Here is a 25,345-nt window from a genome sequence, read left to right on the forward strand (position 1 = left end):
ATTTCGTGGCGGTCGATGCGGTGTGGCAAACTTGGTCGCTGTTGCCAGTCGGTGCTCCTGCCACAGGGGGTGACCACCGCGTGACAACAACTCCTACTTTCACACCAAGCATTCGCGGGTGACCTGTGGCAGTCGCGAGGAAGAGACACCTGATGACCAACGTCCTGAACGAGCTCGACAACGCGAGCAAGCGTGACGACATCCCCGCTTTCCGCGCCGGTGACACGGTCAACGTGCACGTCAAGGTCGTCGAAGGCAACCGGTCCCGCGTCCAGGTCTTCAAGGGTGTCGTGATCCGCCGCCACGGTGGTGGCCTGCAGGAGACCTTCACGGTCCGCAAGGTCAGCTTCGGCGTCGGCGTCGAGCGGACCTTCCCGATGCACACCCCGATCGTCGACAAGATCGAGGTCGTCACCCGCGGCGACGTCCGTCGCGCGAAGCTGTACTACCTGCGCGACCTGCGCGGCAAGGCCGCCAAGATCAAGGAGAAGCGGGACAACATCCCGGCCTCCTGATCGTCGACTGACGACGGTCCGGTATGGCGCCGAGCACCGCGACGCGCGCTCGCCCGCCAGCCAGGAGGGCACGTCGCACCAAAGGACGGCACCGTAGGCTCAAACAGCGGAATCCGCTGATGAGCCTGCTGATCGAGATGACCACCGTGACGGTGCTCGCGTTGGTCATCACGGTCGTCCTGCGACTCTTCGTTGCCGAGGCCTTCTACGTGCCCTCGGAGTCGATGTACGACACCCTGACGACCAACGACCGGATCCTGGCCGAGAAGGTCAGCTATCTGCACCGTGAGGTCGACCGGGGCGACATCGTCGTGTTCAAGGACCCGGCCAACTGGCTGAACGAGGCGCCGAAGCAGCCCGGGCCGCTGCGGCAGCTCGGTGAGTTCGTCGGCATCCTCCCGCGCAGCGGTGAGGGTCACCTGGTCAAACGGGTGATCGGCGTGGCCGGCGACCGGGTGATCTGCTGTAACAAGTCCGGCCAGATCGCGGTGAACAACATCGCCCTGGACGAGCGGGAGTACCTGCTCGAGGACGCCAAGCCCTCGAATTCGCCGTTCAGCGTCGTTGTGCCGCCTGGTTCACTGTGGGTCATGGGTGACAACCGGGCCGAATCCGCGGACTCCCGTGCCCACATGGGCGGACCCGGCGGCGGATTCGTTCCCGTCGACAACGTGGTTGGCCGTGCCTGTTGCGTAATCTGGCCGTCTGACCGGATGACGATGCTGCGTCCTCCGGAAACCTTCAAGAAGCCGGGGCTGAAGAAGTGACTGAGACACCGACTGCGACGAAAGAGAAACCCGCCCACCGCTCGGGCCTCGCGGCAGCTGCTCGCGAGTTCGTGCTGATCGTGGTCGGTGCTCTGATCGTCTCGTCGATCCTGCGGGCCTTCGTCGGCCAGATGTTCATCATCCCCAGCGAGTCGATGCAGAACACGCTGCTGGTCGGTGACCGGGTGGTGGTCGAGAAACTGACCGACGTCGAGCGCGGCGACGTCGTCGTGTTCGAGGATCCGGGCGGCTGGCTCGGCAACGGGGAGAGCGGCCCGAAGCGTGGTTCGGTCGGCCGGTTCTTCGAGGTCGTCGGCCTGCTGCCGGACTCCAGCCACGGGCACCTGATCAAGCGCCTGGTCGGAATGCCGGGCGACAAGGTCGCCTGCTGCGACTCCAAGGGCCGCCTGATGGTGAACGGTCAGCCCCTCGAGGAGAGTCAGTACCTGTACCCGGGTGACGCGGCCTCGGCGATGGAGTTCCAGGTCACCGTGCCGGCCGGTCGGGTCTTCGTGATGGGCGATCATCGGGCCGAGTCGGGTGACTCGCGAGTGCATCTGAGCGACACCGGGCCCGACGGCGGCGCTCCGGGTGACGCGGCGTTCGTGCCGATGGAGAAGGTGACCGGCCGGGCGGTGCTGGTGGTTTGGCCGGCGAACAGATTCGGCAAACTCGGCGTACCGGATACCTTCAAGTCGATCCCGGCGCCCGGTCCGGCACCGGACAAGCCCTCGATCTCCCTGACCCCACCTCCCAAGTGAACCTCCCCTCACACCCCCAAGTGAGTTGATGGATGAGCGCACTTCCGCGCGGCAGCACCATCCGGCGTGACGCCGGGCTGTACGGGTACGAGCGTGCCCTGCGACGGGTCGGCCTCGACCCGATCGCGGGGGTCGACGAGGCGGGCCGGGGCCCGTGCGCCGGACCGCTGGTCGCTGCCGCGGTGATCCTGCCGGAGGGCAAACGCGGCCAGATCCCCGAGCTGGCCGATTCCAAGCTGCTGACCGCGAAGGCGCGGGACCGCTGCTACGACCAGATCCGCGACCGGGCCCTGGCCTGGTCGGTGGTCTCGATCGAGGCGGCCGAGTGCGACCGGCTCGGCATGCATGTCGCGAACGTGGAGGCGCTCCGCCGGGCGATCTTCCTGCTCGACCTGCGGCCGCAGTACGTGCTCACCGACGGCTTCGGGGTCGACGGCCTCGGCGTACCGGGGCTGGCGGTGTGGAAGGGTGACCGGGTGGCAGCCTGTATCGCGGCCGCCTCGGTGATCGCCAAAGTGACCCGGGACCGGATCATGCAGCAGTGGCACGAGCAGTACCCGCAGTACGATTTCGCGGTCCACAAGGGCTACTGCACCCCTGAGCACCAGGCGGCACTGGACGAATACGGCCCGTGTCCGCAACATCGACGGCGGTTCGAGAATGTCCGCCGCAGTATGCGGCCCGATTTGGGACACAATGTCACCAGTCCCACCGGAGTGGAGAGCCGATGAGCGCTGACGATCTCGAGAAGTACGAAACCGATATGGAGCTACAGCTCTATCGGGAGTACAAGGACGTCGTCGGGATCTTCAAGTACGTAGTGGAGACCGAACGGCGCTTCTACCTGTGCAACGCGGTGGACCTGAAGGTCCGCACCGAAGGCGGCGACGTCTACTTCGAAGTCACCATGGCCGACGCCTGGGTCTGGGACGTCTACCGCTCAGCCCGCTTCGTGAAGAACGCGAAGGTCGTCACCTTCCGCGACGTCAACATCGAAGAACTGGCCAAGTCCGACCTGGAAGTCCCCAAAGACTCCGACTTCGGCCGCTGACCCCACCGCATCCCGACACCCGCGCCCACCCCGCGGGCTGTCGGCACGCCCGGACGCAGCGGTACCGCACCTCCAGGCCACCAGTACACGAGTCGACCAAGCCATACAGCTCCAGAAGCCGATACTGCGCAACTTGACCGACGCAGGTTGCTGATACTTCGCCAGCTGACCCGATGCCAGGTTGCTGGTACCTGGCCAGCTAACCCGATGCCAGGTTGCTGGTATCCGGCCAGCTGAACCGGTGCCAGGTTGCTGGTGCCTGGCCAGCCGAGCCGGTGCGGTTGCTGGTGCCTGGCCAGCCGAGCCGGTGCCAGGTTGCTGGTACCTCGCCAGCCGACCCGGCGCAGGTTGCTCGACTCGGCCTCGCGGTGAACCAAGTGGATCAGCCCGCCCGCAGACACGCGTCCATACCGCGTGGACCAACACCCGTACCGACGCCGCCAGCGCACCGACATCGAGCTGATACCGCGCGTGGTCGGCGTAGGCAGTTCGGCTGGTGCAGCGGTATCAGCACCAGCGCGAGCTACATCCAGTGCTCCTACCGCGCGTCGAGCCCGCCGGTGGGTAGCGACAACACCTCGGTGTCACAGACGCTGGTACCGCGCCGGTCGAACGTTGGCGCGGACCGATCGACTGCCCGAGGGCGCGTCAACAGCCGCAAGCGACCCCGCAGAACCTGCTGACGAGCGGGCCAACGCGTTAACGCAGTCTCATCGCCACGCCGCCAGTCCGCGTGCCGGACTGGCGCCGGTTCCATTCGGTTCTCCCACTCGTTCATATTCACCAACCAGCGCCGCGCAGGCGCCGCCGGCGATTCGAGTGGTTTCTCGGGCGCTGGCACTCCGCCAGCCAGGCTCGGTGCAGGCGGCGCTGAGGATGGGAAGCCGGCGACGAAGGAACTGGTGCGGGGCGGTCGCGAATGGATGTGGGATGAGCTGGCGCAGCGCGGGCCTCGACACCGCCGGGACGGAGTCGGCAGAAGAGCGGGAATCGGGTGCGGGTGCGGGTGTGGGGCGGTGGGGTCAGGCCGACTGTTGGGTGGAAGGTAGGCGCCAGCCGGTGTCGGTGTATTCGATCAGGTTGGTTTCGGCGAGGGTTTCGAGGCATTCCTGGGTGGTGTCGAGGTCGAGGCCGGCGGTGGTGGCTATGCGGGTGGCTTGGGCGGGGCGGAGGACGGGGACGGCGTCCAGGGTGCGGCTGAGTTCGTGGTCCAGGTGGTCGGTGGGGGTGGCGGGGGCGTGGGGGTAGGACGTGGTGTGGGTGCCCAGTGGGGAGATGGCTTCGAGGATGTCGGCCACGTTGGTGGCCAGGGTGGCGTTGCGTTCGCGGATCAGGAGGTGGACGCCTTCTGACATGCGGGAGGTGATCGGGCCGGGGACGGCGAGGACCTGGCGGCCGCATTGTTCGGCCCAGCCGGCGCTGTTGAGGGCGCCGCTGCGGATTGCTGCTTCGACCACGATGGTGCCCAGCGTGGTGGCTGCGATGAGTCGGTTGCGGGCGAGGAAGCGGAGTTTGGTGGGCGAACATCTCGGCGGGAGTTCGCTGACCAGCAGGCCGGTTTCGGCGATTCGGTGGAAGAGCGCCGTGTTGCTTTTCGGGTAGCTGACGTCGACGCCGCAGGCGAGCACGGCGACCGTCGGACCGCCGCTGGCGAGGGCGCCGCGATGGGCCGCGGCATCGATCCCATAAGCGCCGCCGGAGACCACCGTGATGCCCTCATCGGCGAGTCCCGCGGCGAGCTCGGCCGCTGCATGTTCGCCGTACGACGAGCAGGCGCGGGCGCCGACCACGGCAACAGACTGCGTGAGTGTCTCTCGCAGATGCGAAGGCCCGCGAACCCAAAGCCCGAACGGTACGCCGCCGCGACGGCTCTGCAGGCCCGCATCGGCCAGCACCTCCACCTGTTCGGGCCACTCGTCATCGCCCGGGATGACGAATCTGGCGCCGGTAGCCACAGCACGCTGCAGGTCGATCTCCGGCCGCGCCTCCGCCACCCGAGCACTCCACCGCTCGAACATCGGCCGCTTCTCGTGCAACGCAGCCCACAGTTCTTGAGCCTCCAATCCCTCGAACGCGGCAACCGCCGCTGGATCGCCCGGCTCGACCACCCGGGACAATCCGGCCCGCGCAAACCGCTCATCTTCGCTGATATCAGCCGGTGGGGAGATCGCAGTGGTCATGAAGCTGCCTTTCGGAGAGGGCGTTCGTCGGTGAGTGGGGTCAGCGGGGCGCCGGTTCTGAGTTGGAACGCTTCGTGGGTATGGGCGACGTTGGGGAGCGTGGCGCCCTCCAGGTCGGCGAGAGTCCAGGCGAGACGGGCGACCCGGTCGAAGCCTCGGGCGGTGAGGCTGCCTTCGGCGTACAGGTCTTCGAGAAGTCGTTGACTCGCCTCGTCGAGCGGGTATTCGCGGCGGAGGATCGGCCCGGGGAGTTGGCTGTTCAGCGACCAGCCCGTGCCCTGATACCGATGACTCTGCCGCTCGCGCGCGAGCCGGACTCTGGCGGCGACCTCGGCGGTCGACTCCGGCTGATCGGTGTCGCCCACACCGCGGGCGGCGGGAAGGATCTGGCGCTGGATGTCGATCCGGTCCTTGATCGGGCCGCTGATGCGCTGGCGATAGCGGTTCAGGTTCTGCGGAGTGCAGTTGCAGATCTTGTTCGGTATCCCGGCCAGGCCGCAGGGACAGGGATTCGCCGCGAGCACGAGCAGGAAGCGAGCCGGGAACTTCGCGACCGCGGCCGCCCGGTGCACTTCGACGAAGCCGGACTCGAGCGGCTGCCGCAGGGTGTCGAGGGTCAGCGGATGCATCTCGGGTGCTTCGTCGATGAACAGGATCCCTCGGTGAGCGCAGCTGATCGCCCCAGGTCGGGGCATACCGGAACCGCCTCCGATCAGGCTGGGGAGGGAGGCGGTGTGGTGCGGGGCGATGAAGGGCGGCCGCACGACCAACTCCGCATCGTTGGTCAGCAAACCCGCCAACGAGTGCACCGCCGACACCTCGAGGGAGTCTTCGGTGCTGAGATCCGGCATCAAGCCCGCGAGGCGCTCGGCGAGCATGGTCTTGCCCGAGCCGGGTGGCCCGTGCAGATAGATGTGATGACCGCCGGCCGCGCTTGCCTCGATCGCCTTGCGGCCCTCGCGCTGGCCGAGCACGTCGTGGAGATCGACTTCGGGCACCCGGGTGAGCGACTCGGAGATGAGCCGAGGCTCGGCCCGGGGTGGGTCCTCGTCGGGCATCTCGGTCTGCCGCAGCAGGGCGAGCACCTGACGCAGGGACCGCATCCCGTAGACCTCGATGCCCGGGACCAGTTTGGCCTCGCCGGCGTTGAGCTCCGGGACGACGATCCGCTCGAAGCCGGAGCGGGAAGCGGCCAGGGTCATGGCCAGGGCGCCGCGAACCTCCCGCATCCGGCCGTCCAGGCCCAGTTCCCCGATGATCGCCACCTGCCGAAGCCGCTCGTTGTCGACCACTCCCGCGGCGGCGAGTAGCGAACACGCGATAGCGACGTCGTAATGCGAACCCGTCTTCGGCAACGTCGCAGGGGACAGGCCGATGGTGACCTTGCGGTCGGGGAACTTCTCGCCACTGTTGACTACCGCGGCGCGCACTCGGTCACGCGCTTCCGACAGTGAGGTGTCAGGCAGGCCGATCAGGGTGGTCTTCGGCAGGCCCTGAGCGATGTCGGCCTCGATCTCGACGAGGTGGCCTTCCAGGCCGACGAGCGCCACGGACCAGGCCTGGGCGAGCGGCATCAGGCCACGCCCCTGACGTGGTCGACACTGGGCGCGCCCTGGTGCGGCAGCAGCACCGAGACAGCGTCGATCCGGATCTCATCCGGACGCACCTCGTGCGCCTGCAGCCACCGCCCGACCAACTGGCGGAGTGTGCTGAGCTTGCGATAGGTGATCGACTCGAGCGGACTGCCGTAGTTCAGCCCGCGCCGGGTCTTCACTTCGCAGACGACGAGCGTGTGGCCCTCGCGGGCGACGATGTCGATCTCGCCCTGAGCACAACGCCAGTTGCGATCCAGGATCGTGAAGCCGTTGTCCACCAGGTGTCTGGCGGCGAGATCTTCGCCATACTGCCCGACCGCGTTCGTGGTTCGCATCGATGACCACCTCCGACAAGGAATCTGCCGTGGTTCGCACCGATCTCGCGGACGACTTGGAACGCTGTGGAAAACCGCCCCGGAAATGGCTGATCCCCTGACCGGGAACTCGTCAGGGGATCAGTGGGCACCGAAGCGTCAGTTACGCATGTGCTTTCCGCGGGAAGGCGGCTTGGGAGGTGTCCGGACCGCACGCAGTTCACCGGTGTCGGCCTCGCTCCGGACGGCTTGCAGACCGCCCGTCCCGGGATCGGTGTCGCCGATGTCGAAGTCCCAGCTGTCCTCGTTGGCCAGACGGCTGTGCCAGCGGCCGTAGAGGCCGTAGATCGCCAGACCGAGTGCCATCCAGACGCCGAACTTGGTCCAGGTGCTGGTCTTCAGGTTCAGCATCAGCCACAGCGTCGAGGCCAGTGACAGCAGCGGAATCAACGGCACCATCGGGACCCGGAAGCCACGCTCGAGGTTTGGCTCCTTGCGCCGCAGCGTCAGCACGCCGACGGCGCAGAATGCGAAGCAGAACAGGGCACCGATGACGAGCAGTTCTTCGAGGTCGAGAACCTTCGGGTACATCGTCAGCGCGATCGCTGCCACCCCGGCGGCCGTGGCGGCCCGGGCGGGGGAGGAGTACACGCGGCTGACCCGGCCGAGGCTCTTCGGGAGCAGGCCGTCGCGGCCCATGTTGAAGAGCACTCGGCTCTGCGCGATCAGGACCACCACGATGACCGTGCTCATGGCGAGCAAGGCCCCTAGATTGACCACCTTCGCCGCCCAGCCGACGCCGACAGCCGACATGGCCTCCGAGAGGGGAGCCGCGCCGCCCAGCTGACCGGAGGGACGCATCCCGACCAGGACGACCGCCATTGCGACGTACAGGATGGTGACGGCGCCGACGCCCAGCAGCATGCCCTGCGGGACGGTCTTGCGCGGGTTGCGGGCGTCCTCGGACGCGGTCGCGATCAGGTCGAAGCCGATGTAGGCGAAGACGATCGAGCTGGCCGCGGTGAAGATGCCCATCACGCCGAACGAGCCGAACGACGAGTCCAGGATCCAGCTGAGCAAGGTCGGACTGGCCGTCGCCGGGGCGGGGCGCGAGTCCAGGACGAACGGGCGGTAGTTGTCGAAGTCGATGTGGAGGGCGCCGATCACGACCACCAGCAAGATGACGGCGACCTTCGCCAGGACGACGACGGTCAGCACCCGGGCCGACAGCTTGGTGCCGGTGACGATCAGCGCGGTCAGCACCAGCAGCAGCACCGGCGCCACCAGGTTGATCTCGGCGTCCGGCCCGAAGTACTGCGCCACGCCCGCGGGCAGGGTGAAGCCGAATCCGTCCAGCGTCGCCAGGAAGTACGCCGACCAGACGCGCGCCACGATGGCGGCGGCGGTGACGAGCTCGAGCACCAGAGCCCAGCCCACCAGCCAGGCCCACAACTCACCGAAGGTGACGTAGCTGAAGGTGTACGCGCTTCCCGAGACGGGGATCGTCGACGAGAGTTCCGCGTAACAGGCCGCGGCCAGTACGCAGACCACCGCGGCGATCAAGAACGACAAGATCACGGCGGGCCCGGCGACATTGGCCGCCTGCTTACCGCTGAGACTGAAGATGCCGGACCCGATCATCACGCCGAGTCCGAGAACGACTAGGTCGCGACGACCGAACAGGCGCGGCAGACGGTGCCGCGCATCCTCGACTCGAGTGAACGCCGACTCGACCGGCAGGCGCCGGCCTACGGTCTGTCCGTTCGCTGAGGGGGCCATGGTCAGGGGTGCCTCCGTTGCTACTAGGGCAATCGGGCCGAACAGTAGTCGACCAGTGGAATTGGGGCCAGACCTCCTAGGGGTATCCACCGCGCGGTGGCTTGCGATGCCGGGGCCACTGCCGCATCGTCGGGGCATGGCGCCGGACGAGGTCAGCGGAACGCCTTCCAAGACGGAAGGTTTCACTGTGTTACTGGCTGACTACGAACGGCATCTGACGGCGGAAAGAGACCTCAGCAGGCATTCGGTGCGAGCCTACATCGGTGATGTGATGGATCTGATCGATCATTTGACTCGGCTTGGTCACGATGATCTGAGCAGCCTCGACATCCGTGGACTGCGGTCCTGGCTGGCCAAACAGCAGAGCCTCGGCAAGTCGCGCAGCACGATGGCACGGCGGGCGACGGCGGCCCGGGTGTTCACCGCCTGGGCGCAGCGGACCGGGCGAATCGAGACCGATCCCGGCGCGTTGCTCGCCAGCCCCAAGCCGCACAAGTCGCTGCCGGGCGTGCTCGGACAGGCCGACACGCGGGCGGTGCTCGACGCTGCCGCGGTGGCGGCGGACGACGGCAGCCCGGTGGGACTTCGAGACCTCGCGATCATGGAGTTGCTCTACGCAACGGGTATTCGGGTCGGTGAGCTGTGCGCGCTCGACCTCGACGACATCGACCCGGGGCGGCGGGTGGTCCGCGTCTTCGGCAAAGGCCGCAAGGAACGCTCCGTCCCGTACGGCGTACCGGCGGGCGTTGCGCTGGACGGGTGGCTGGACGGTGCGCGGCCGAAGCTGTTCCGGGAGGGGAGTGGGCCGGCGTTGTTCCTCGGGTCTCGTGGGGGCCGGATCGATCAACGAACCGTACGACGGCTGGTGCACGCCCGGATGGAAGCGGCCGACGCGCCGGATCTGTCGCCGCACGGGATGCGGCACACGGCGGCGACGCATCTGCTGGAAGGTGGCGCCGACCTTCGCAGCGTGCAAGAACTCCTCGGGCACGCGTCGCTGGCGACCACGCAGATTTACACGCACGTGTCGGGCGACCGGTTGCGACGCGCGTACGAACAAGCGCATCCGCGCGCCTGACTCCGGCCTTCGATACGGCAGACTGCGGAGTATGCGGGTTTCGGCGAAGTCTGACTATGCGTTGCGGGCGCTGATCGAGATCACCCAGCGATGGGTGGCGAACGATCCTTCGGTGGTGTCGGCCGAGGAACTCAGCCGCGCGCAGGGGATTCCGCACGGCTTCCTGCAGGGAATCCTGGCGGATCTGCGGCGGGCCGGGGTGCTGACGAGTCAGCGTGGCCAGTCGGGTGGATGGAAGCTCGCGGTCGATCCGAACGAGATCTCGGTGGCCGATGTGATGCGCGCGGTGGACGGCCCGATCGTGAGTATCTCCGGGGTGCGGCCGGAAAGCGTCGCGTACAACGAGCGGGCGGTCGTGCTGCAGCGGGTCTGGATCGCGGCGCGGGCGAGCCTGCGGGACGTGCTGGAGCACACGACGCTGACCGATCTGGCCAAGGGCAAGCTGCCGGCTGGTGTCGAGCGGCGGTCGAAGGACGAGGACGCTTGGCAGGCGCGGGTTCCTGGCAGCTGATAGGCGTGGGTTCCTCGGAGCTGGAAGGCGTGGGTTCCTGGGAGCTGCGCGAGCCGGGCTGGGCTGATCGATCGCTGGGTGACTGGATAGCTGGCGCTGGGTAGCCGGTGGGTCGGGTGGGTGGAGCGGGCGGGGCATCAGTGCCGCCTGATTAGCAGGCTGCCGGTGAGAGTGGCTATTGCTGCCAGGGTGACGAAGACATTCGAGGCCGGGTCGCCGTTGGGTGATGGTTGCGCGCGGGGTGGGGCCGGCGGTGCTGCGTCGGGTGGCGGCCGGGTGCTGGAGGGAGCCGGGTCCGAGCCGGGCGGGGTGCGGTTTGTGGGCGGGGGCGGCAGGGCGGTGGATGCGGCTGACTCCTGTGGATTCGGGGTCGGCGGGGCGGTGGCATCGGTGATCAGGTCGTCGATGGGTTCGGGCTGCTGCGCTGGCAGGGCGTCGATGGGGACGGCGTGTGGTGCTGGCAGGTCGCCGGTGGGGCCGGCATGCGGCGCTGGCAGGTCGCCGGTGGGGTCGGCGTGTGGTGCTGGCAGGGCGTCGATGGGGCCAGCGTGCGGCGCTGGGCGGTTGCCGGTCGGTGCGGGCTGTGGTGCTGGCAGGTCGCGGGTGAGCGTGGCGTATGGCTCCGGCAGGTCGCCGGTGGAGGCGGGGTGCTGCGCTGGAGAGGTGGGCGCGGCGTGCGGTGCTGGCAACAGGGCGGGTGCGGCGTGCGGTGCTGGCCAGAAGGCGGGCGGCAAGGTGGTGGGTGGGATCAAAGGAAGTAGGCGGATGGGGCGTTGGGGGAGTAGGGACAGCGGGTTCAGGTAGGTGGTGGCTTGGAGTAGGCCCCAGTGGAGGCAGGTGGCGGGGGCGCAGTGGGAGTGAGCCGCTGAGAGGGTGCCGAGTGGGGTTCCTGGGGAGACTGTTGTGCCTGGGCGGACTGTGGGGTTGACCGGTTCGTAGGTGGTGCGGAGTGGGCCGTTGGTGATGACGATGACGCCGCGGCCGGCTATCGGGGCGGCGAAGGTGACTGTGCCTGGGGTGGCGGAGCGGACCTGCTGGCCGGGGGAGCCGCGGAGGTCGAGGCCTCGGTGACCGGGGAGCCAGGGTTTGGCTGGGGCTTCGAAGCCGCGGACGATCTCGGGGCGGGGCTCGAGGGGCCAGACGGCGCGAGGGTCAGCGGTGCCTCGGCGGAGGTTGGCGAGCTCCGGCTGAGGGCCAACTGTGGCTTGGCGAGGCGTGGCGGTCTCGGGCGGAGGGTCAGCGGCGGCTTGGCGGGGGATGGCGGGCTTCGGGTGAGGGTCAGCAGGGTCATCGACGCCTCGGTGGAGGTTGGTGAGCTCCGGCTGAGCGGCGGTTGTGACTTTGTGATGTGGCTCCAGAGCAAGCCGGGCGTCGGCGGTGGCCGGGGTGAGGGGCGGCGGTGAAGACCTGCCTGGTGCGGGCTGGTTGGGGAGAAGCAGGGCGGCTGCGAGCAGGGGAGTGAGGAGGAGTGGCGTCATACAGGGAATGTGCCGTTGGAGTGGCGGGGTCGGCGGTGGAATCCTGGGGGCTGTGGACAAGTGGGGCCGGTTAGGTGTGGGTGCCTGGTCTCCCGTAGACTTTTGGTGGCGTCCCACCTGTGTGGGGCGACTTCGCACGCCCGCATGCCTAAGGCTGACTCCGGAATCCCGGTGGCGGTCGGTGGGCGCACCACTCGGTCCCGGCTCGTTCGGGATTGGTGCGCGCGGGCGTCAGGCGCGGCGGACCATCCTGGTCCACCGCGGGACAACCGAGACAGGCGTCACCGGCTGAGCCGGGGCGCGACAGGAGGAACACCTCATGGCCGTCGTGACCATGAAGCAGCTGCTCGAGAGCGGCGTCCACTTCGGGCACCAGACCCGTCGCTGGAACCCGAAGATGAAGCGATTCATCTTCACCGAGCGCAACGGCATCTACATCATCGACCTGCAGCAGTCGCTGTCGTACATCGACCGCGCCTACGAGTTCATCCGGAGCACCGTTGCCTCCGGCGGCTCGATCCTGTTCGTCGGTACCAAGAAGCAGGCCCAGGAAGCGATCGCCGAGCAGGCGACCCGCGTCGGCATGCCCTACGTGAACCAGCGCTGGCTGGGCGGCATGCTGACCAACTTCCAGACCGTCAGCAAGCGGCTCCAGCGGATGAAGGAGCTCGAGCTCCTGGACTTCGACGACGTCGCCGCCTCCGGCGTGACGAAGAAGGAGCTGCTGCAGAAGCGTCGCGAGTACATCAAGCTGCTCAAGACCCTCGGTGGTATCCGCGACATGGCCCGCGTTCCGGCCGCCGTCTGGATCGTCGACACCAAGAAGGAGCACCTCGCCGTCGACGAGGCGCGCAAGCTCAAGCTGCCGATCATCGGCATCCTGGACACCAACTGTGACCCCGACGAGGTCGACTTCCCGATCCCGGGCAACGACGACGCGATCCGTTCGGTCGGCCTGCTGACCCGCGTGATCGCCGACGCCGTCGCCGACGGTCTGATGTCGCGTGGTGGCCAGGGCGCCGCCGCGGCCGGCGAGGAGCTGGGTGCCGAGGAGCCGCTGGCTGCTTGGGAGCGCGAGCTGCTGGAGAGCCAGAACGGCGCCACCGAGGCCAAGGCCGCTGACGCCGCTCCGGCTGCCGAGGCCACCGAGGCTCCGGCCGCCGACGCCCCGGCCGACGAGGCCAAGGCCGCCGACGAGGCTCCGGCCGCTGACGCTCCGGTCGCTGACGAGGCTCCGGTTGCCGAGTCCGGCGCCGTCGCCGAGACGATCGCCGCCGCCGACAGCACCCCGGTCGAGGGCACCGACGCGCCCAAGACCGACGCCTGATCGGTCTGTAGCCGCCAGGCGCACGAGCCGGCCCCCGGATGACGGAGGCCGGCGACCGCGCCGGACGGTGAGCAACCGCCGGACAATCCGGCCGGTCGGCCACCAACCTGCTCTGCGGAGCAAAGCGATGGCCGACCAGCCGGAACCGGTCGGACGACGAGTGAGACGCCCGCTCCCCGGAGCGGGCGGCCACCAGCGGCCGGCCAGGCCGGACGGCGAGCAGTCGCCGGGCTCGCGCCCGGACGACATCCCCCAGCTGACGCACCAACAAGACTGAGAGATCGAGGCATGGCGAACTACACCGCCGCTGACGTGAAGCGGCTCCGCGACGCCACCGGCGCGGGCATGATGGACGCGAAGAAGGCGCTCGAGACCACCGACGGCGACTTCGAGAAGGCGATCGAGGAGCTGCGCATCCACGGCGCCGCCAAGGCCGCCAAGCGTGGTGCCGAGCGCTCCGCCAGCAACGGCCTGGTGGCCGCCGCGGAGAACGCGCTGATCCAGCTCAACTGCGAGACCGACTTCGTCGCCAAGAACGAGCAGTTCCAGCAGCTCGCGGCCGACATCGTCGCGCACGCGGCCGCCAGCAAGGTCGGCGACCTCGAGGGTCTGCTGAACGAGAAGCTGGCCGACGGCAAGAGCGTCGCCGAGAACATCGAGTCCCTGGCCGTCGTCATCGGCGAGAAGCTCGAGCTCGGCAAGGTCGCCGTCTACGAAGGCAAGGTCGCGGCGTACATGCACAAGCGTGCCGCCGACCTGCCGGCCCAGGTCGGCGTGCTGGTCGAGTTCGAGGGCGACAACATCGAGGCCGCCCGCGGCGCTGCCATGCAGGCCGCCGCGATGCGTCCGCTGTACACCACTCGCGACGAGGTCCCGGCCGAGACGGTCGAGAGCGAGAAGCGGATCGCCGAGGCGACCGCGCGCGAGGAAGGCAAGCCCGAGCAGGCGCTGCCGAAGATCGTCGAAGGCCGGGTGAACGGCTTCTTCAAGGAGGTCGTGCTGCTCGAGCAGTCGTCGGTCCAGGAGAACAAGAAGACCGTCAAGGCGGTCCTCGACGAAGCCGGCGTGACCGTCAAGCGGTTCGCTCGCTTCGAGGTCGGAGCCTGACGGCTCAGCGACCACCGCTAGTCAGTGCAGTAGTCGACGAGGAGGCCGGAATCGTGACGGAAACCCTGGGTACCGAGACGAGTCCGGCCTCTTCGCCGTTCGATCCGGCCTATCGCCGGGTCTTGCTGAAGCTGTCGGGTGAGGTGTTCGGCGGCGGCAAGCTCGGCGTCGACCCCGACGTGGTCAACTCCATCGCCAAGCAGATCGCCGAGGTGGTCCGCTCCGGCGTCCAGGTCGCCGTGGTGGTCGGCGGCGGCAACTTCTTCCGCGGCGCCGAGCTGCAGCAGCGGGGGATGGAGCGCAACCGCGCCGACTACATGGGCATGCTCGGCACGGTGATGAACTGCCTGGCGCTGCAGGACTTCCTGGAGAAGCTGGGCGTCGAGACCCGGGTCCAGACCGCCATCACGATGGGCCAGGTCGCCGAGCCGTACATCCCGCGCAAGGCCGACCGGCACCTGTCCAAGGGCCGTGTGGTGATCTTCGGCGCCGGTTCCGGCATGCCGTACTTCTCCACCGACACGGTCGCCGCGCAGCGCGCGCTGGAGATCGGCGCCGAGACGTTGCTGATGGGCAAGCAGGGCGTCGACGGGGTCTACGACTCCGATCCCAAGAAGAACCCCGACGCGGTCAAGTTCGACCAGCTGTCGTACGACGACTTCCTGGCCCGCGGGCTGCGGGTCGCCGACGCGACGGCGATCAGCCTGGCCCGGGACAACGCGCTGCCGATCGTGATCTTCGGACTCGAGGAGGGCAACATCGCCCGCGTCGTCCGCGGTGAGAAGATCGGTACCGTCGTCTCACCGGGTCAGTAGCAGACGCACTAAGATCACGGTCGACACACGGGCTCAGGTCCGTGGAGTGGTACACCAGCGTTCGTAGGGTTGATCCGGCCGCACCGACGCGGCCCCGAGGAAGCGAGGAATGTCGTGATCGACGAAGCACTCCGCGATGCCGAGCAGAAGATGGCGAAGGCCGTGGAGGTCGCCAAGGACGACTTCGCCGCGATCCGTACCGGCCGCGCGCACCCGTCGATGTTCTCGAACATCGTGGCCGACTACTACGGTTCGCCGACGCCGCTGCAGCAGCTGGCCGGTTTCCAGGTGCCGGATCCCCGCACCGTGCTGATCTCGCCGTACGACAAGGGCGCGATGCCGGCCATCGAGAAGGCCATCCGCGACTCCGACATGGGCGTGAACCCGGGCAACGACGGTTCGGTCATCCGGATCACGATGCCGCAGCTCACCGAGGAGCGCCGCAAGGAGTACATCAAGGTCGCCAAGACCAAGGGCGAGGACGCCAAGGTCTCGGTCCGCACCATCCGCCGGCACGCGATGGACTCGATCGGCAAGTCGGTCAAGGACGGCGAAGCGGGCGAGGACGAGGGCAAGAGTGCTGAGAAGCGGCTCGACGGGATGACGAAGAAGTACGTCGACTCGATCGACCAGCTGCTCAAGCACAAGGAAGCCGAACTGCTCGAGGTGTGATGGGCGTCGACCAGAGCACGCCCGCGCCGAGCCGCGCCGGGCGCAACCTGCCCGCGGCCATCGCGGTCGGTGTCGGTCTCGGTGCGGTCATCCTCGGTTCGCTGCTCTGGCAGAAGTCCCTGTTCATCCTCGTCGTGCTCACCGCCGTCCTGGCGGCCGTCGACGAACTCGTTCGCGTGTTCCAGAACAGTGGCGCGAAGCTGTCCCGGATCCCGCTCTTCGCCGGTACCACGGCGATGCTCGTCGCGGCGTACTTCGGTGGCCCGCTCGCGCTGCTGATCGGATTGGCGCTGACCACCCTGGCGACGATCTTCTGGCGGATGCCAGGCGGTTCGATCGGGTTCGTCCGCGACGTCACCACCAATGCGTTCCTGCTCGCCTACGTGCCGCTGCTGGCCGGGTTCGCGATCCTGCTGGTCCAGCCCGAGGACGACGGGCCGCAGCGGGTGGTGACGTTCTTCCTGGTCGTGGTGGCCAGCGACGTCGGCGGCTACGTGGCCGGCGTGCTGTTCGGCAAGCATCCGATGGCGCCGACGATCAGCCCGAAGAAGTCCTGGGAGGGCTTCGCCGGTTCGACCGTGGCCTGCATCGGCGCCGGGATCGCCTCGGTGGTCCTGCTGCTCGACGGTCACTGGTGGGTCGGTGCGATCGTCGGTGCCGTGGCCGTGCTGACCGCGACGGTCGGCGACCTGGCCGAGTCGATGATCAAGCGCGACCTCGGCATCAAGGACATGTCGAACCTGCTGCCGGGCCACGGCGGCGTGATGGACCGGCTGGATTCCTTGCTGGCAACGGCTCCCGCCGTCTGGCTGGTCCTGCACCTGCTCGTCTGACCCGGTTCGGCCGAATCGTTGCCTACGGCATCGATAGTTGCCGTCGCGAGGATCAGCGGCTGGCCAACGTTCGCACCGACGCCAACTCGGCCAACAGGCGATACGACTCGAGCAGCTCGGCACGGTCGTAGGTGTTCGTAGTGACCAGTACTTCGTCCGCGCCTGTCCGCTGCACCAGCCCGCCCAGCGCGGCACCCACCTCGCCGGGGGTGCCGTAGATCTGTCCGCTCAGCGACTGCTCGAAGAACCCGCGCTCCTTCTCGCTCAGGTCGAGCTCCAGCACCGACGCGATCGACTGCAACGGCGGGAACACGCCACGGGTCCGCGAGTAGGCGCTGGACCATGCCTCAGGCAACAACAGCTGCCGGGCTGCCTCCGTCGTCTCAGCGACGGCCACTGTGGCTGCCAGTACGACGTACGGGCTGCTGGCCCAGGCGGACGGTTGGAACTCGGTGCGGTAGCGGTCCAGCAGTTTCTGTAGCTCCTGCTCGCCTTTCACCCCGGCCAGGACCAGCGGCAGGCCCAGGGATGCAGCCAGGAGCGCGCCCTCTCCGACTGCCAGCACGAACGGAGGCACAGTGAGGCCCTCTCCTGGGCGTGCGTGGACCTGTGGGTGGCTCTCCTGGTCTCCCGTGAAGTAGCCGAGCAACTGCCGGACCTGCGAGCTGAAATCCTCGGCAGCGTCCTTCTCGACGCCGAGCGCCCGCCGGATGCCATTCGTGAAGCCGACCGATCGCCCGAGTCCCATGTCGATGCGGCCAGGAAACAACGACTCCAGTACGCCGAACTGCTCGGCAACCACCAGCGGCTGATGATTGGGCAGCATCACGCCGCCAGTACCGACCCGGATCCGGGTGGTCGACGCCCCTACGGCAGCGGCCAGCACGGTCGGCGCCGAGCCGACCACTCCAGGCACGCTGTGATGCTCGGACACCCAGAAGCGGTGATAGCCGAGCTCTTCCACCTCTCGGGCGAGCTGGACGGTGCCGCGCAGAGTCTCCGCCTCTGTCTCGCCGACCCGAGTCCGGGACCGGTCGAGGACCGACAACGGGACTCCGGCGAGCGCAGTACGGGGGAGAGGGGCCATATCAGCTGCAACTGAGTCACCTGAGCTCTCATTCCCCGGTGGATTCGACCTGGATCGAAATGCTCGGGTAAATCTTCACGACCGCAGGACGGGATCGGAAATCTGGTAACCGCACGCTGACCTGGGAAAACACCACGCTGTCAGTTGCACACAGTGCTCGAACCTGCTCGGAGAGTGGGTTTACAAGGCGGCGTACAAGGCATCCACTGGCACGTGCGTCGACCACCGAGGCCGACGCGTCGAGGCTCGAGGAGTTCACATGTCCAGTGATCTGTTCCAGCCGCCCGTGAGGCTCGGGAGGCGTACCACGACGAAGTTGAAGGCCGTGACCTGCGGTCTGGCCCTGGTTGCCGGAGTCTCGATGCCGATGGCATCGACCTCGCCGGCCGTGGCGACTCCAGCGCCGGCTGCTGACGTTTCCGCTCTGGGCGCCCCCGGCAACGGCGTACAGGTGGGTAGTGCGGCCGCGAAGGCGGCCAACGCGGCCGCCGCGGCCAAGATGGTGCCGGCGGGCGCGACCAAGACTCAGGGGCAGGTGACCCTGGCGATCGACTTCCAGTATCAGGAGACCGGCTACTGGTGCGGTCCGGCAGCGACCCGGATCGCCTTGTCCGCAAGGATCGCGGCGCCCAGCCAGGCGCATCTGGCCGCGGACCTCGGGACGACGACCAACGGTACCGACTGGATCGGCCAGGTCACCCGGGAGCTGAACGCGCACATCGGCGGCAGTTACTACGAGACCAAGGAAATGCCGAACGATCCGCCGACCCAGTCGCAGCGAAACCTGCTCTGGAGCGACATCGTCTACGACATCGACCGCAACTACCCGATCGTCGCGAACATCGTGGCCCCGGCCGGCAACCATCCGCCGGGCTACCCGAACTACACGATCTGGCACTACTTCACCGTCATCGGCTACAACTCCAACGACATGACCGTGCTGATCGCGGATCCGGCCGGTTTCGGCCCGGCGCAGTACTGGCTGACCTTCAACCAGCTCGCCACCCTGATCCCGCCCAAGGGCTACTCGGCCTGACCGCCCCGGCACTCGCGTCCCGGTCACCACCGGGGCGCGAGTGGTGTCCAGGGTCACTGATGTGAATTTGTGAACGTGGGGTGCGCGGGCGACAATGGAAGGCGATGACTACCTCCCTCCCGCTTGTTTTCGATGAGCCGCGCCGTGCCAAGAAGCCGCCGCGGCACCTTGCCGACCTCAGCGGGGAGGAGCGCCGCGCCGCGGTGACGGCGCTCGGTGAGCCCGCTTTCCGGGCCAAACAGCTGTCGAACCACTACTTCGCCCGGCTGACCGACGACCCGGCGGACATGACCGACCTGCCCGCGGCGACCCGCGACAAGCTGGTCGCCGAGTTGATGCCTCCGTTGCTGACCAAGGTCCGTGACCTGGAGTGCGACAACGGGACCACGCGCAAGTCGCTGTGGAAGCTGCTGGACGGTTCGCTGGTCGAGTCGGTGCTGATGCGCTACAAGGACCGCACCACGATGTGCGTCTCGTCGCAGGCCGGCTGCGGGATGGCGTGCCCGTTCTGCGCGACCGGCCAGGCCGGTCTGACCCGGAACATGAGCACCGCGGAGATCGTCGAGCAGGTCGTCGACGGCGCCCGCGCGCTGGCCCGGGGCGAGATCGCCGGTGGACCTGGCCGGGTCAACAACATCGTCTTCATGGGCATGGGTGAGCCGATGGCCAACTACAAGGCCGTGATCGGCGCGGTCCGCCGGTTCACCGAGCCGTCGCCGGACGGGCTGGGCATCTCGGCCCGCGGCGTGACGGTCTCGACCGTCGGGCTGGTGCCGCGGATCAACCAGCTCTCGACCGAGGGCATCCCGGTCACGCTGGCGCTGTCGCTGCACGCGCCGGACGACGAACTGCGCGACGAGCTGGTCCCGATCAACAACCGCTGGAAGGTCGACGAGGTCCTCGACGCCGCCTGGGGGTACGCCGAGAAGACCAAGCGCCGCGTCTCGATCGAGTACGCGATGATCCGCGACATCAACGACCACGCCTGGCGCGCCGACCTGCTGGCCGAGAAGCTCGCGGCCCGCGGCGACTGGGGCTGGGTGCACGTGAACCTGATCCCGCTGAACCCGACTCCGGGCTCGAAGTGGACCGCCTCCGACCCGGCCGACGAGCGCGAGTTCGTCCGCCGGCTGCAGGCCGGCGGCATCCCGACCACGGTCCGCGACACCCGGGGCCAGGAGATCGACGGCGCCTGCGGCCAGCTCGCCGCCGCGAACAAGGACTGATGCTGTTCTCCCGCGTCCGCTGGCGCGAGGGCTACGACATTGCCGAGGTGGACGCGTTCATCGAGCGCCTGACGGCCACGGTCGAAGGCCGGTACGCCGGAGCGCCGGTGACCGCGGCGGACATCCGTAACGTGAGCTTCACGCCGGTTCGCTTCCGCGAGGGCTATTCGGTGGACGAGGTCGACGCCTTCCTGGAACAGGCCGCGCAGAGCATGCCGAGCGGGTCGGCCGACCGCCCGGGCGAACCCCGGGCCGGCCGGCCCATCGAGTCGATCGCCGACCCGGCGGACCGGCCCACCAACCCGGCGGACCGGCCCACCGACTCGACCGTGGATCACGCGGTGGCGCCGCGCCGGCTGCGCGACGCCCCGCACTTCGCTGTCGTGAAGCTTCGCGAGGGCTACGACATGGCCGAGGTCGACGACTTCGTCGACCGGGTGATGGCGACCGTGAACGGCCGACCCGTCGACCGGCCCGTCACCGCGCGAGAGATCCGCAACGTGCGGTTCTCGCCGGTGCGCATCCGCGAGGGGTACGACGTCATGCAGGTCGACCTCTTTCTCGAAGAGGCCGAGTCCTGGCTCACCGGCCGCTGATCAGTAGATGGTCACATTGGTGACCGTGGTGTTCGGAGCCAGCGAACCGCACTGACCACGACCGAAGAAGACCTTCCCGCCCACGATGTCGGGACGGTTGTAGGTGATCGCTCCGGCGTTGTCGAAGCTGCACCAGTACGCCGCGTTGCCGATCCAGACCCCGGCCGACCCGGCGTTGGCGAAGCAGGTGAACCGGGTGCCGTCGTTCCGGACGTACAGGTATCCGTTGCTCTGGGCGGTGTCGTAGTCGCAGAGGAACACGTCGGTCTGCACGGTCAGTTCGGCCGCGGCCGCGGGGACAGCGCCGGTACCGGCCAGGGCGGCGACAGCAATCGCCCCGGCCGCCACTGCGCGCGAGGTCAGCACAGCCGGCCCGCGTACTCGGCCCAGGTGTAGTTCATCGTCGAACCCAGCCAGGTCTCACCGGGGCCTACGCACATCTCGCTGGGCGTCCAAGGGGTGCCCGAGATCTTGATCACCACGTAGGTGTTCGAGTCGCAGTGCGTGTAGTAGGCGTTGATCGACAGCACGTCCGTGTCGAACCCGCACTTCAGCTGTACGCCGTTCTGCTGCGCGTTCGCGGCCGGGGCGGTGCCGATCGTCAGGCCGGTGCCGATGGCAACGACTGCGGCCGCGGTGGCCAGCCGACGGCCGATCACCGGTGCACCGTGATGCAGGCGAAGCCGTTCTCGTGCCACTGCGAAGCGCCCTCCCGCAGATCCGCGCAGATCTGCGAGCCGTCGCGCATGTTGGCGTTCAGGTCGAAGTCGACCCAGACCCGGACCGCGCCGCAGTCCGCGGTGCCGTTGCGGTGCCACTGCTGGCCGTTTTCGTAGTAGCCCCAGAGGTGGAAGGCCCGGCCGCACTCGTAACCCGCGACCGGGTGCGACCCGGTCACCCGGGACACGAACAGGCCGCTGCCGTTCACGTTGATGCAGACGGTGCCCCACTGCGGGAAGTTGCAGGAACTCGCGTCCATCACCTTCATCTGGCCGTCCGCGGTGATGGCGAAGGCCTGGCGTGGAGAAGGATCGGCTGGGAGCGGAGCCGCTGATGCTGCCGTGGCCGTCCAGGACAGCGTCAGGACGAGCGCGGACAGGACCGCCAGAGCGATCTTGCGCATGGAAGTACATCCTTTCGGATCGTCGGCACCGGACGGGACTCCGGTGCGCGACCCGATCGTCACCGTAAGTCGCTCTCGCAAGCAATCGTTTAGATGAGGACCCATAACCATCGGCCGCCCCACGCCAGGGTCCGGACCATCCGCTCCGGCCGAAGTGGCATGATCGAGCGGTGAAGATCCTCTCCATCCAGTCCGCGGTCGCCTATGGCCACGTGGGCAACTCGGCCGCCGTCTTCCCGCTCCAGCGCATCGGGGTGGAGGTGCTGCCGGTCTACACGGTGAACTTCTCGAACCACACCGGCTACGGGGCGTGGCGGGGGCCGCTGATCAGCCCGGACGACGTGCGAGAGGTCTTGCTGGGGATCGAGGACCGCGGCGTCCTGCCGCAGATCGACGTGGTGCTCTCCGGCTACCAGGGCGGTGAGGGTATCGCCGATGTCATCCTCGAGACGGTCGAGCGGGTGAAGGCGGCGAACCCTGCCGCGGTGTACTCCTGCGACCCGGTGATGGGGAACGCGAAGTCCGGGTGCTTCGTCGCGCCGGCCATCCCCGTGCTGCTGCGCGACCGGGTCGTTCCGGCCGCCGACATCATCACGCCCAACCAGTTCGAGCTGGGCTTCCTGACCGACACCGAGCCCGGCACCCTTGAATCCACGCTGGCCTCGGTGGAGCTGGTGCGTGCGACCGGACCGCGGACGGTGCTGGTCACCAGCGTCGAGCGCCCGGACCGCGAGGACGGCACGATCGAGATGCTGGCCGTCGACGACAGCGGCGCGTGGCTGGTGCGGACGCCGTACATCCCGATGAAGGCGAACGGCTCGGGTGACGTGACCGCCGCGCTGTTCACGGCCCACTACCGGCGTACGGGCGACCTCGCGGACGCGCTGGCCCGCACGACCTCCAGCGTCTTCGACCTGCTCACCCGCACCCACGAGTCGGGCGAGCGTGAGCTGCAGTTGGTCGAGTCGCAGGACGCCTACGCGAATCCGCGGATGCAGTTCACGCCCGAGCGGGTCAGCTGACGAGTTCGGCGGCCTCTTCGACGGTATCGACCAGCAGGACCGAAGAGGCCATCGCACGGTCCGTGGAGAGCTTCTCGAGCAGCGGCCAGACCGGGAGCTTCACTGTCCAGTAGTCGACGCCCACCAGAATCATCGGGACCTGGGTGGCGGCGTCGCCGTAGTAGTTCGGTGTGACGGCCTGGAAGATCTCCTGGACGGTGCCGGCCGCTCCGGGAAGGTAGATGATCCCGCCGCGGGCCCGGCTGAGCAGGACGTCTTCGCGGAGGGCGTTGGAGAAGTACTTCGCGATCGCGGTGGCGAAGACGTTCGGCGGCTCGTGGCCGTAGAACCAGGTCGGGATGGAGACACCGCCGTCGCCGGGGTACTCACGGCGTACGGCGAGGCCGGTGGCGGCCCAGTCGGCGATCGACGGGCGGAAGGACGGGGCCGCTGCGAGAGAGCACAGGGCCGCGTCGACGGCGGCGTCGTCGTACGGGGAGAGACTGGAACCGAGGTTCGCCGCCTCCATGGCACCAGGTCCGCCGCCGGTGGCGACGGTGAGGCCGGCGCGGGCGAGCGTGCGGCCGAGCAGGACGGCCGACCGGTACGCCGGGTCGGTGCGCGCGATCCCGTGCCCGCCCATCACGCCGATCCACGGTTTGTCGCCGGGCAGTTCGTGCAGCGCGTCGGCGATCGAGTGGTCGTGCAACGCGGCCGCGAGCGTGCGGCTGGTGTCGCCCAGCTCGTCGTGCTGCCGCGACCAGGCGTAGATCTGGGCGTCGGGAGTCGCCTCGTAGCCGGACGCCAGGCCCGCGTAGAGCTCGTCAGCGGCGTACAGGGTGCCGCGGTAGGGGTCGAACGGCAGCTCAGGGATGGTCGGGAAGATCAGTCCGCCGCCGTCGCGGACCCAAGCCGCCGCGGACTCCTCCAGCGCGCAACCGAGGAACAGCGACCCCATCGGCTCCAGTTGCAGCAACACCTGGGTCCGCCCGGTCAGGTCGACCGACTGGACCCGCCAGCCGCCCATGGCGGCCGCTCCCGCACCGATCACCTGGTCGAAGTGCGTCAGCGACTCGATGTCCAGATGCGGAATGCTCGGCATAGTCACGAAGAGCACCCTAAGTCACCACCGGGCGATAGCCGGAGAGCCCGGTGATGGGGTATTGCTTAGGACATGACACATGCGGAGCTGTGGGAGCGTCACAAGGCCGTCATGCCGGACTGGCTCGCGTTGTACTACGAGCAGCCGATCGAGATCGTCAAGGGCGCCGGCCGCCGGGTCACCGACGGCGAGGGCAAGGAGTACCTCGACTTCTTCGCCGGCATCCTGACCAACGCGATCGGCTACGACGTCGCGGAGATCTCCGACGCGGTCCGCGAGCAGTTGGCCGGCGGGATCGCGCACACCTCCACGGTGTACCTGATCCGCCGGCAGATCGAGCTGGCCGAGAAGATCGCCGAGCTGTCCGGCATCCCGGACGCGAAGGTCTTCTTCACCAACTCCGGCACCGAGGCGAACGAAGCGGCGATGCTGTTCGCGACCCAGAAGCGCCGCTCCAACCAGGTGCTGGCGATGCGCAACTCGTACCACGGCCGCGGCTTCGGCACGGTCGCGATCACCGGCAACCGCGGCTGGTCGGCGAGCAGTCTGTCGCCGGTCAACGTGCAGTACGTGAACGGCGCCTACCAGTACCGCAGCCCGTTCAGGGACCTGCCGGACGCGGAGTACATCAAGGTCTGCGTGGATGATCTGCGCAACGTCATCGAGACCGGTACGGCGGGCGACGTCGCCTGCCTGATCGTCGAGCCGATCCAGGGCGTCGGCGGTTTCTCGTCCCCTCCCGACGGCCTGTACGCCGCGTTCAAGGAGGTGCTCGACGAGTTCGGCATCCTGCTCGTCTCCGACGAGGTCCAGACCGGCTGGGGACGGACCGGCGAGCACTTCTGGGGCATCCAGGCGCACGACGTCGTACCGGACGCGATGACGTTCGCGAAGGGGCTCGGCAACGGCTTCGCGATCGGTGGCGTGGTGGCCCGGTCCGAGCTGATGGACAGCCTGAGCGCGAACTCGCTGTCGACCTTCGGCGGCAACCCGATCTCCACCACCGCGGCCAAGGCGACGATCGACTACCTGCTCGACAACGACCTGCAGGCCAACGCCGCCAAGCGTGGCGCACAGCTGATGGACGGCCTGCGCGGCATCTCCGAGGAGTTCCCCGAGCTGGGTGACGTCCGGGGCAAGGGCCTGATGCTCGCGGCCGAGCTGATCAACCCCGAGGACGGCAAGCCGGACGCGGCGACCACGGTCAAGCTCCAGCAGGAGACCAAGAACCGCGGCCTGCTGATCGGCAAGGGCGGTCTCTACGGCAACGTCCTGCGGATGGCGCCGCCGATGACGCTGACCGAAGAGGAGACCACCGAGGCGATCGAGATCCTTCGCGACTCGTTCAACACGCTGCGCTGACAGGCAAGTGGGCCCCTGCCAACCGGCAG

Annotated in this window: 27 protein-coding genes; 17 read left to right on the forward strand and 10 right to left on the reverse strand. The window is 68.2% G+C overall.

Going from position 1 to position 25,345, the window contains the following annotated elements; translation table 11 throughout:
* The first annotated feature begins 152 nt into the window (after positions 1–152).
* From rplS to OX958_RS13075, 5 genes are all read left to right on the forward strand, one after another.
* A complete protein-coding gene (gene rplS / locus OX958_RS13055) occupies positions 153–515 on the forward strand; it encodes a 50S ribosomal protein L19 (RefSeq protein WP_270137587.1) in 363 nt (120 codons plus the stop codon).
* Positions 516–634: 119 nt separating this feature from the next.
* Positions 635–1,282, forward strand: coding sequence for a signal peptidase I (gene lepB / locus OX958_RS13060; protein ID WP_270137588.1), 648 nt, complete (start codon positions 635–637; stop codon positions 1,280–1,282).
* Complete coding sequence (lepB, locus tag OX958_RS13065; RefSeq protein WP_270137589.1) at positions 1,279–2,043, forward strand: signal peptidase I; 765 nt, start codon at positions 1,279–1,281, stop codon at positions 2,041–2,043. Before lepB (OX958_RS13060) ends, lepB (OX958_RS13065) begins: the two co-directional genes overlap by 4 nt.
* Before the next feature lie 32 nt (positions 2,044–2,075).
* The gene (locus OX958_RS13070; RefSeq protein WP_270137590.1) at positions 2,076–2,774 is read left to right on the forward strand and encodes a ribonuclease HII; all 699 of its coding nucleotides are present in this window, start codon (positions 2,076–2,078) and stop codon (positions 2,772–2,774) included.
* Entirely contained in the window at positions 2,771–3,094 is a 324-nt protein-coding gene (locus OX958_RS13075; RefSeq protein WP_012922325.1) for a DUF2469 domain-containing protein, read from the forward strand. The genes OX958_RS13070 and OX958_RS13075 overlap by 4 nt, the downstream gene beginning before the upstream one ends.
* A gap of 1,022 nt (positions 3,095–4,116) precedes the next feature.
* Here OX958_RS13075 and dprA read toward each other — a convergent pair.
* The 4 genes from dprA to OX958_RS13095 form a co-directional block, all read right to left on the reverse strand.
* Positions 4,117–5,274, reverse strand: coding sequence for a DNA-processing protein DprA (gene dprA, locus OX958_RS13080; protein WP_270137591.1), 1,158 nt, complete (start codon positions 5,272–5,274; stop codon positions 4,117–4,119).
* Positions 5,271–6,848 (reverse strand): YifB family Mg chelatase-like AAA ATPase, encoded by a 1,578-nt coding sequence (locus OX958_RS13085; protein WP_270137592.1) that lies wholly within the window; start codon positions 6,846–6,848, stop codon positions 5,271–5,273. Before OX958_RS13085 ends, dprA begins: the two co-directional genes overlap by 4 nt.
* Positions 6,848–7,204 (reverse strand): YraN family protein, encoded by a 357-nt coding sequence (locus OX958_RS13090; RefSeq protein ID WP_270137593.1) that lies wholly within the window; start codon positions 7,202–7,204, stop codon positions 6,848–6,850. Before OX958_RS13090 ends, OX958_RS13085 begins: the two co-directional genes overlap by 1 nt.
* Before the next feature lie 138 nt (positions 7,205–7,342).
* The gene (locus OX958_RS13095) at positions 7,343–8,824 is read right to left on the reverse strand and encodes an APC family permease (RefSeq protein WP_270139049.1); all 1,482 of its coding nucleotides are present in this window, start codon (positions 8,822–8,824) and stop codon (positions 7,343–7,345) included.
* Between the two features lie 274 nt (positions 8,825–9,098).
* On the opposite strand from OX958_RS13095, the gene OX958_RS13100 reads away from it, so the two are divergent.
* Together OX958_RS13100 and OX958_RS13105 are read left to right on the forward strand one after the other, a co-directional pair.
* Positions 9,099–10,040, forward strand: coding sequence for a tyrosine recombinase XerC (locus tag OX958_RS13100; RefSeq protein WP_270137594.1), 942 nt, complete (start codon positions 9,099–9,101; stop codon positions 10,038–10,040).
* A 31-nt stretch (positions 10,041–10,071) separates the two neighbouring features.
* Complete coding sequence (locus tag OX958_RS13105) at positions 10,072–10,551, forward strand: RrF2 family transcriptional regulator (protein ID WP_077012701.1); 480 nt, start codon at positions 10,072–10,074, stop codon at positions 10,549–10,551.
* Positions 10,552–10,688: 137 nt separating this feature from the next.
* On the opposite strand, the gene OX958_RS35350 is transcribed toward OX958_RS13105, so the two are convergent.
* The gene (locus OX958_RS35350) at positions 10,689–12,029 is read right to left on the reverse strand and encodes a peptidoglycan DD-metalloendopeptidase family protein (RefSeq protein ID WP_442913267.1); all 1,341 of its coding nucleotides are present in this window, start codon (positions 12,027–12,029) and stop codon (positions 10,689–10,691) included.
* Positions 12,030–12,348: 319 nt separating this feature from the next.
* Between OX958_RS35350 and rpsB the strand changes: the two genes are divergently transcribed.
* From rpsB to OX958_RS13130, 5 genes are all read left to right on the forward strand, one after another.
* On the forward strand, positions 12,349–13,356 hold the full coding sequence (rpsB, locus tag OX958_RS13110; protein WP_270137595.1) for a 30S ribosomal protein S2: 1,008 nt from the start codon (positions 12,349–12,351) through the stop codon (positions 13,354–13,356).
* A 288-nt stretch (positions 13,357–13,644) separates the two neighbouring features.
* Complete coding sequence (gene tsf, locus OX958_RS13115; protein ID WP_270137596.1) at positions 13,645–14,463, forward strand: translation elongation factor Ts; 819 nt, start codon at positions 13,645–13,647, stop codon at positions 14,461–14,463.
* Between the two features lie 53 nt (positions 14,464–14,516).
* Positions 14,517–15,278: a UMP kinase gene (gene pyrH / locus OX958_RS13120; RefSeq protein WP_442913268.1), complete on the forward strand. Its 762-nt coding sequence runs from the start codon at positions 14,517–14,519 to the stop codon at positions 15,276–15,278.
* A 117-nt stretch (positions 15,279–15,395) separates the two neighbouring features.
* Entirely contained in the window at positions 15,396–15,950 is a 555-nt protein-coding gene (gene frr, locus OX958_RS13125) for a ribosome recycling factor (protein WP_270139052.1), read from the forward strand.
* Positions 15,950–16,783, forward strand: coding sequence for a phosphatidate cytidylyltransferase (locus OX958_RS13130; RefSeq protein WP_270137597.1), 834 nt, complete (start codon positions 15,950–15,952; stop codon positions 16,781–16,783). Before frr ends, OX958_RS13130 begins: the two co-directional genes overlap by 1 nt.
* A 52-nt stretch (positions 16,784–16,835) precedes the next feature.
* On the opposite strand, the gene OX958_RS13135 is transcribed toward OX958_RS13130, so the two are convergent.
* Positions 16,836–17,870 (reverse strand): LLM class flavin-dependent oxidoreductase, encoded by a 1,035-nt coding sequence (locus OX958_RS13135; protein ID WP_270137598.1) that lies wholly within the window; start codon positions 17,868–17,870, stop codon positions 16,836–16,838.
* A 259-nt stretch (positions 17,871–18,129) separates the two neighbouring features.
* Here OX958_RS13135 and OX958_RS13140 point away from each other — a divergent pair, with 259 nt between their 5' ends.
* The 3 genes from OX958_RS13140 (at position 18,130) to OX958_RS13150 (ending at position 20,728) form a co-directional block, all read left to right on the forward strand.
* Positions 18,130–18,906 (forward strand): C39 family peptidase, encoded by a 777-nt coding sequence (locus OX958_RS13140; RefSeq protein WP_270137599.1) that lies wholly within the window; start codon positions 18,130–18,132, stop codon positions 18,904–18,906.
* 104 nt (positions 18,907–19,010) lie between these two features.
* Positions 19,011–20,132: a 23S rRNA (adenine(2503)-C(2))-methyltransferase RlmN gene (gene rlmN / locus OX958_RS13145; protein WP_270137601.1), complete on the forward strand. Its 1,122-nt coding sequence runs from the start codon at positions 19,011–19,013 to the stop codon at positions 20,130–20,132.
* Positions 20,132–20,728 carry a DivIVA domain-containing protein gene (locus tag OX958_RS13150; protein ID WP_270137602.1) on the forward strand — a complete coding sequence of 199 codons (597 nt, stop codon included), beginning with the start codon at positions 20,132–20,134 and terminating at the stop codon, positions 20,726–20,728. Before rlmN ends, OX958_RS13150 begins: the two co-directional genes overlap by 1 nt.
* On the opposite strand, the gene OX958_RS13155 is transcribed toward OX958_RS13150, so the two are convergent.
* Genes OX958_RS13155 through OX958_RS13165 form a run of 3 tightly spaced genes read right to left on the reverse strand, consistent with a single transcriptional unit; the run spans position 20,729 to position 21,851 of the window.
* A complete protein-coding gene (locus OX958_RS13155) occupies positions 20,729–21,094 on the reverse strand; it encodes a hypothetical protein (protein WP_270137603.1) in 366 nt (121 codons plus the stop codon).
* Entirely contained in the window at positions 21,088–21,387 is a 300-nt protein-coding gene (locus tag OX958_RS13160) for a DUF6355 family natural product biosynthesis protein (RefSeq protein ID WP_270137604.1), read from the reverse strand. The genes OX958_RS13155 and OX958_RS13160 overlap by 7 nt, the downstream gene beginning before the upstream one ends.
* Positions 21,384–21,851, reverse strand: a complete 468-nt coding sequence (locus OX958_RS13165) for a hypothetical protein (protein WP_270137605.1) — start codon at positions 21,849–21,851, stop codon at positions 21,384–21,386. Before OX958_RS13165 ends, OX958_RS13160 begins: the two co-directional genes overlap by 4 nt.
* Before the next feature lie 170 nt (positions 21,852–22,021).
* Between OX958_RS13165 and pdxY the strand changes: the two genes are divergently transcribed.
* Entirely contained in the window at positions 22,022–22,873 is an 852-nt protein-coding gene (pdxY, locus tag OX958_RS13170) for a pyridoxal kinase PdxY (RefSeq protein ID WP_270137606.1), read from the forward strand.
* On the opposite strand, the gene OX958_RS13175 is transcribed toward pdxY, so the two are convergent.
* Positions 22,866–23,954: an LOG family protein gene (locus tag OX958_RS13175; protein ID WP_270139053.1), complete on the reverse strand. Its 1,089-nt coding sequence runs from the start codon at positions 23,952–23,954 to the stop codon at positions 22,866–22,868. The two genes, pdxY and OX958_RS13175, sit on opposite strands and share 8 nt — an antisense overlap.
* A 72-nt stretch (positions 23,955–24,026) precedes the next feature.
* Here OX958_RS13175 and OX958_RS13180 point away from each other — a divergent pair, with 72 nt between their 5' ends.
* Positions 24,027–25,316, forward strand: coding sequence for an aspartate aminotransferase family protein (locus tag OX958_RS13180; RefSeq protein WP_270137607.1), 1,290 nt, complete (start codon positions 24,027–24,029; stop codon positions 25,314–25,316).
* Positions 25,317–25,345: the final 29 nt, after the last annotated feature.

The organism is Kribbella sp. CA-293567 (assembly GCF_027627575.1).
Classification (GTDB): Bacteria; Actinomycetota; Actinomycetes; order Propionibacteriales; family Kribbellaceae; genus Kribbella.

Excerpts from the sequence above, each read along its gene's own strand:
- tsf (WP_270137596.1), top strand. The coding sequence starts at position 13,645 with ATGGCGAACTACACCGCCGCTGACGTGAAGCGGCTCCGCGACGCCACC.
- OX958_RS13165 (WP_270137605.1), bottom strand. The coding sequence starts at position 21,851 with ATGCGCAAGATCGCTCTGGCGGTCCTGTCCGCGCTCGTCCTGACGCTG.
- OX958_RS13070 (WP_270137590.1), top strand. The coding sequence starts at position 2,076 with ATGAGCGCACTTCCGCGCGGCAGCACCATCCGGCGTGACGCCGGGCTG.
- OX958_RS13090 (WP_270137593.1), bottom strand. The coding sequence starts at position 7,204 with ATGCGAACCACGAACGCGGTCGGGCAGTATGGCGAAGATCTCGCCGCC.
- OX958_RS13095 (WP_270139049.1), bottom strand. The coding sequence starts at position 8,824 with ATGATCGGGTCCGGCATCTTCAGTCTCAGCGGTAAGCAGGCGGCCAAT.
- OX958_RS35350 (WP_442913267.1), bottom strand. The coding sequence starts at position 12,029 with ATGACGCCACTCCTCCTCACTCCCCTGCTCGCAGCCGCCCTGCTTCTC.
- lepB (WP_270137588.1), top strand. The coding sequence starts at position 635 with ATGAGCCTGCTGATCGAGATGACCACCGTGACGGTGCTCGCGTTGGTC.
- OX958_RS13135 (WP_270137598.1), bottom strand. The coding sequence starts at position 17,870 with ATGGCCCCTCTCCCCCGTACTGCGCTCGCCGGAGTCCCGTTGTCGGTC.
- OX958_RS13180 (WP_270137607.1), top strand. The coding sequence starts at position 24,027 with ATGACACATGCGGAGCTGTGGGAGCGTCACAAGGCCGTCATGCCGGAC.
- OX958_RS13105 (WP_077012701.1), top strand. The coding sequence starts at position 10,072 with ATGCGGGTTTCGGCGAAGTCTGACTATGCGTTGCGGGCGCTGATCGAG.
- OX958_RS13175 (WP_270139053.1), bottom strand. The coding sequence starts at position 23,954 with ATGCCGAGCATTCCGCATCTGGACATCGAGTCGCTGACGCACTTCGAC.
- OX958_RS13075 (WP_012922325.1), top strand. The coding sequence starts at position 2,771 with ATGAGCGCTGACGATCTCGAGAAGTACGAAACCGATATGGAGCTACAG.
- OX958_RS13130 (WP_270137597.1), top strand. The coding sequence starts at position 15,950 with ATGGGCGTCGACCAGAGCACGCCCGCGCCGAGCCGCGCCGGGCGCAAC.
- rplS (WP_270137587.1), top strand. The coding sequence starts at position 153 with ATGACCAACGTCCTGAACGAGCTCGACAACGCGAGCAAGCGTGACGAC.
- rlmN (WP_270137601.1), top strand. The coding sequence starts at position 19,011 with ATGACTACCTCCCTCCCGCTTGTTTTCGATGAGCCGCGCCGTGCCAAG.
- OX958_RS13150 (WP_270137602.1), top strand. The coding sequence starts at position 20,132 with ATGCTGTTCTCCCGCGTCCGCTGGCGCGAGGGCTACGACATTGCCGAG.
- OX958_RS13085 (WP_270137592.1), bottom strand. The coding sequence starts at position 6,848 with ATGCCGCTCGCCCAGGCCTGGTCCGTGGCGCTCGTCGGCCTGGAAGGC.
- OX958_RS13140 (WP_270137599.1), top strand. The coding sequence starts at position 18,130 with ATGTCCAGTGATCTGTTCCAGCCGCCCGTGAGGCTCGGGAGGCGTACC.
- rpsB (WP_270137595.1), top strand. The coding sequence starts at position 12,349 with ATGGCCGTCGTGACCATGAAGCAGCTGCTCGAGAGCGGCGTCCACTTC.
- dprA (WP_270137591.1), bottom strand. The coding sequence starts at position 5,274 with ATGACCACTGCGATCTCCCCACCGGCTGATATCAGCGAAGATGAGCGG.
- OX958_RS13100 (WP_270137594.1), top strand. The coding sequence starts at position 9,099 with ATGGCGCCGGACGAGGTCAGCGGAACGCCTTCCAAGACGGAAGGTTTC.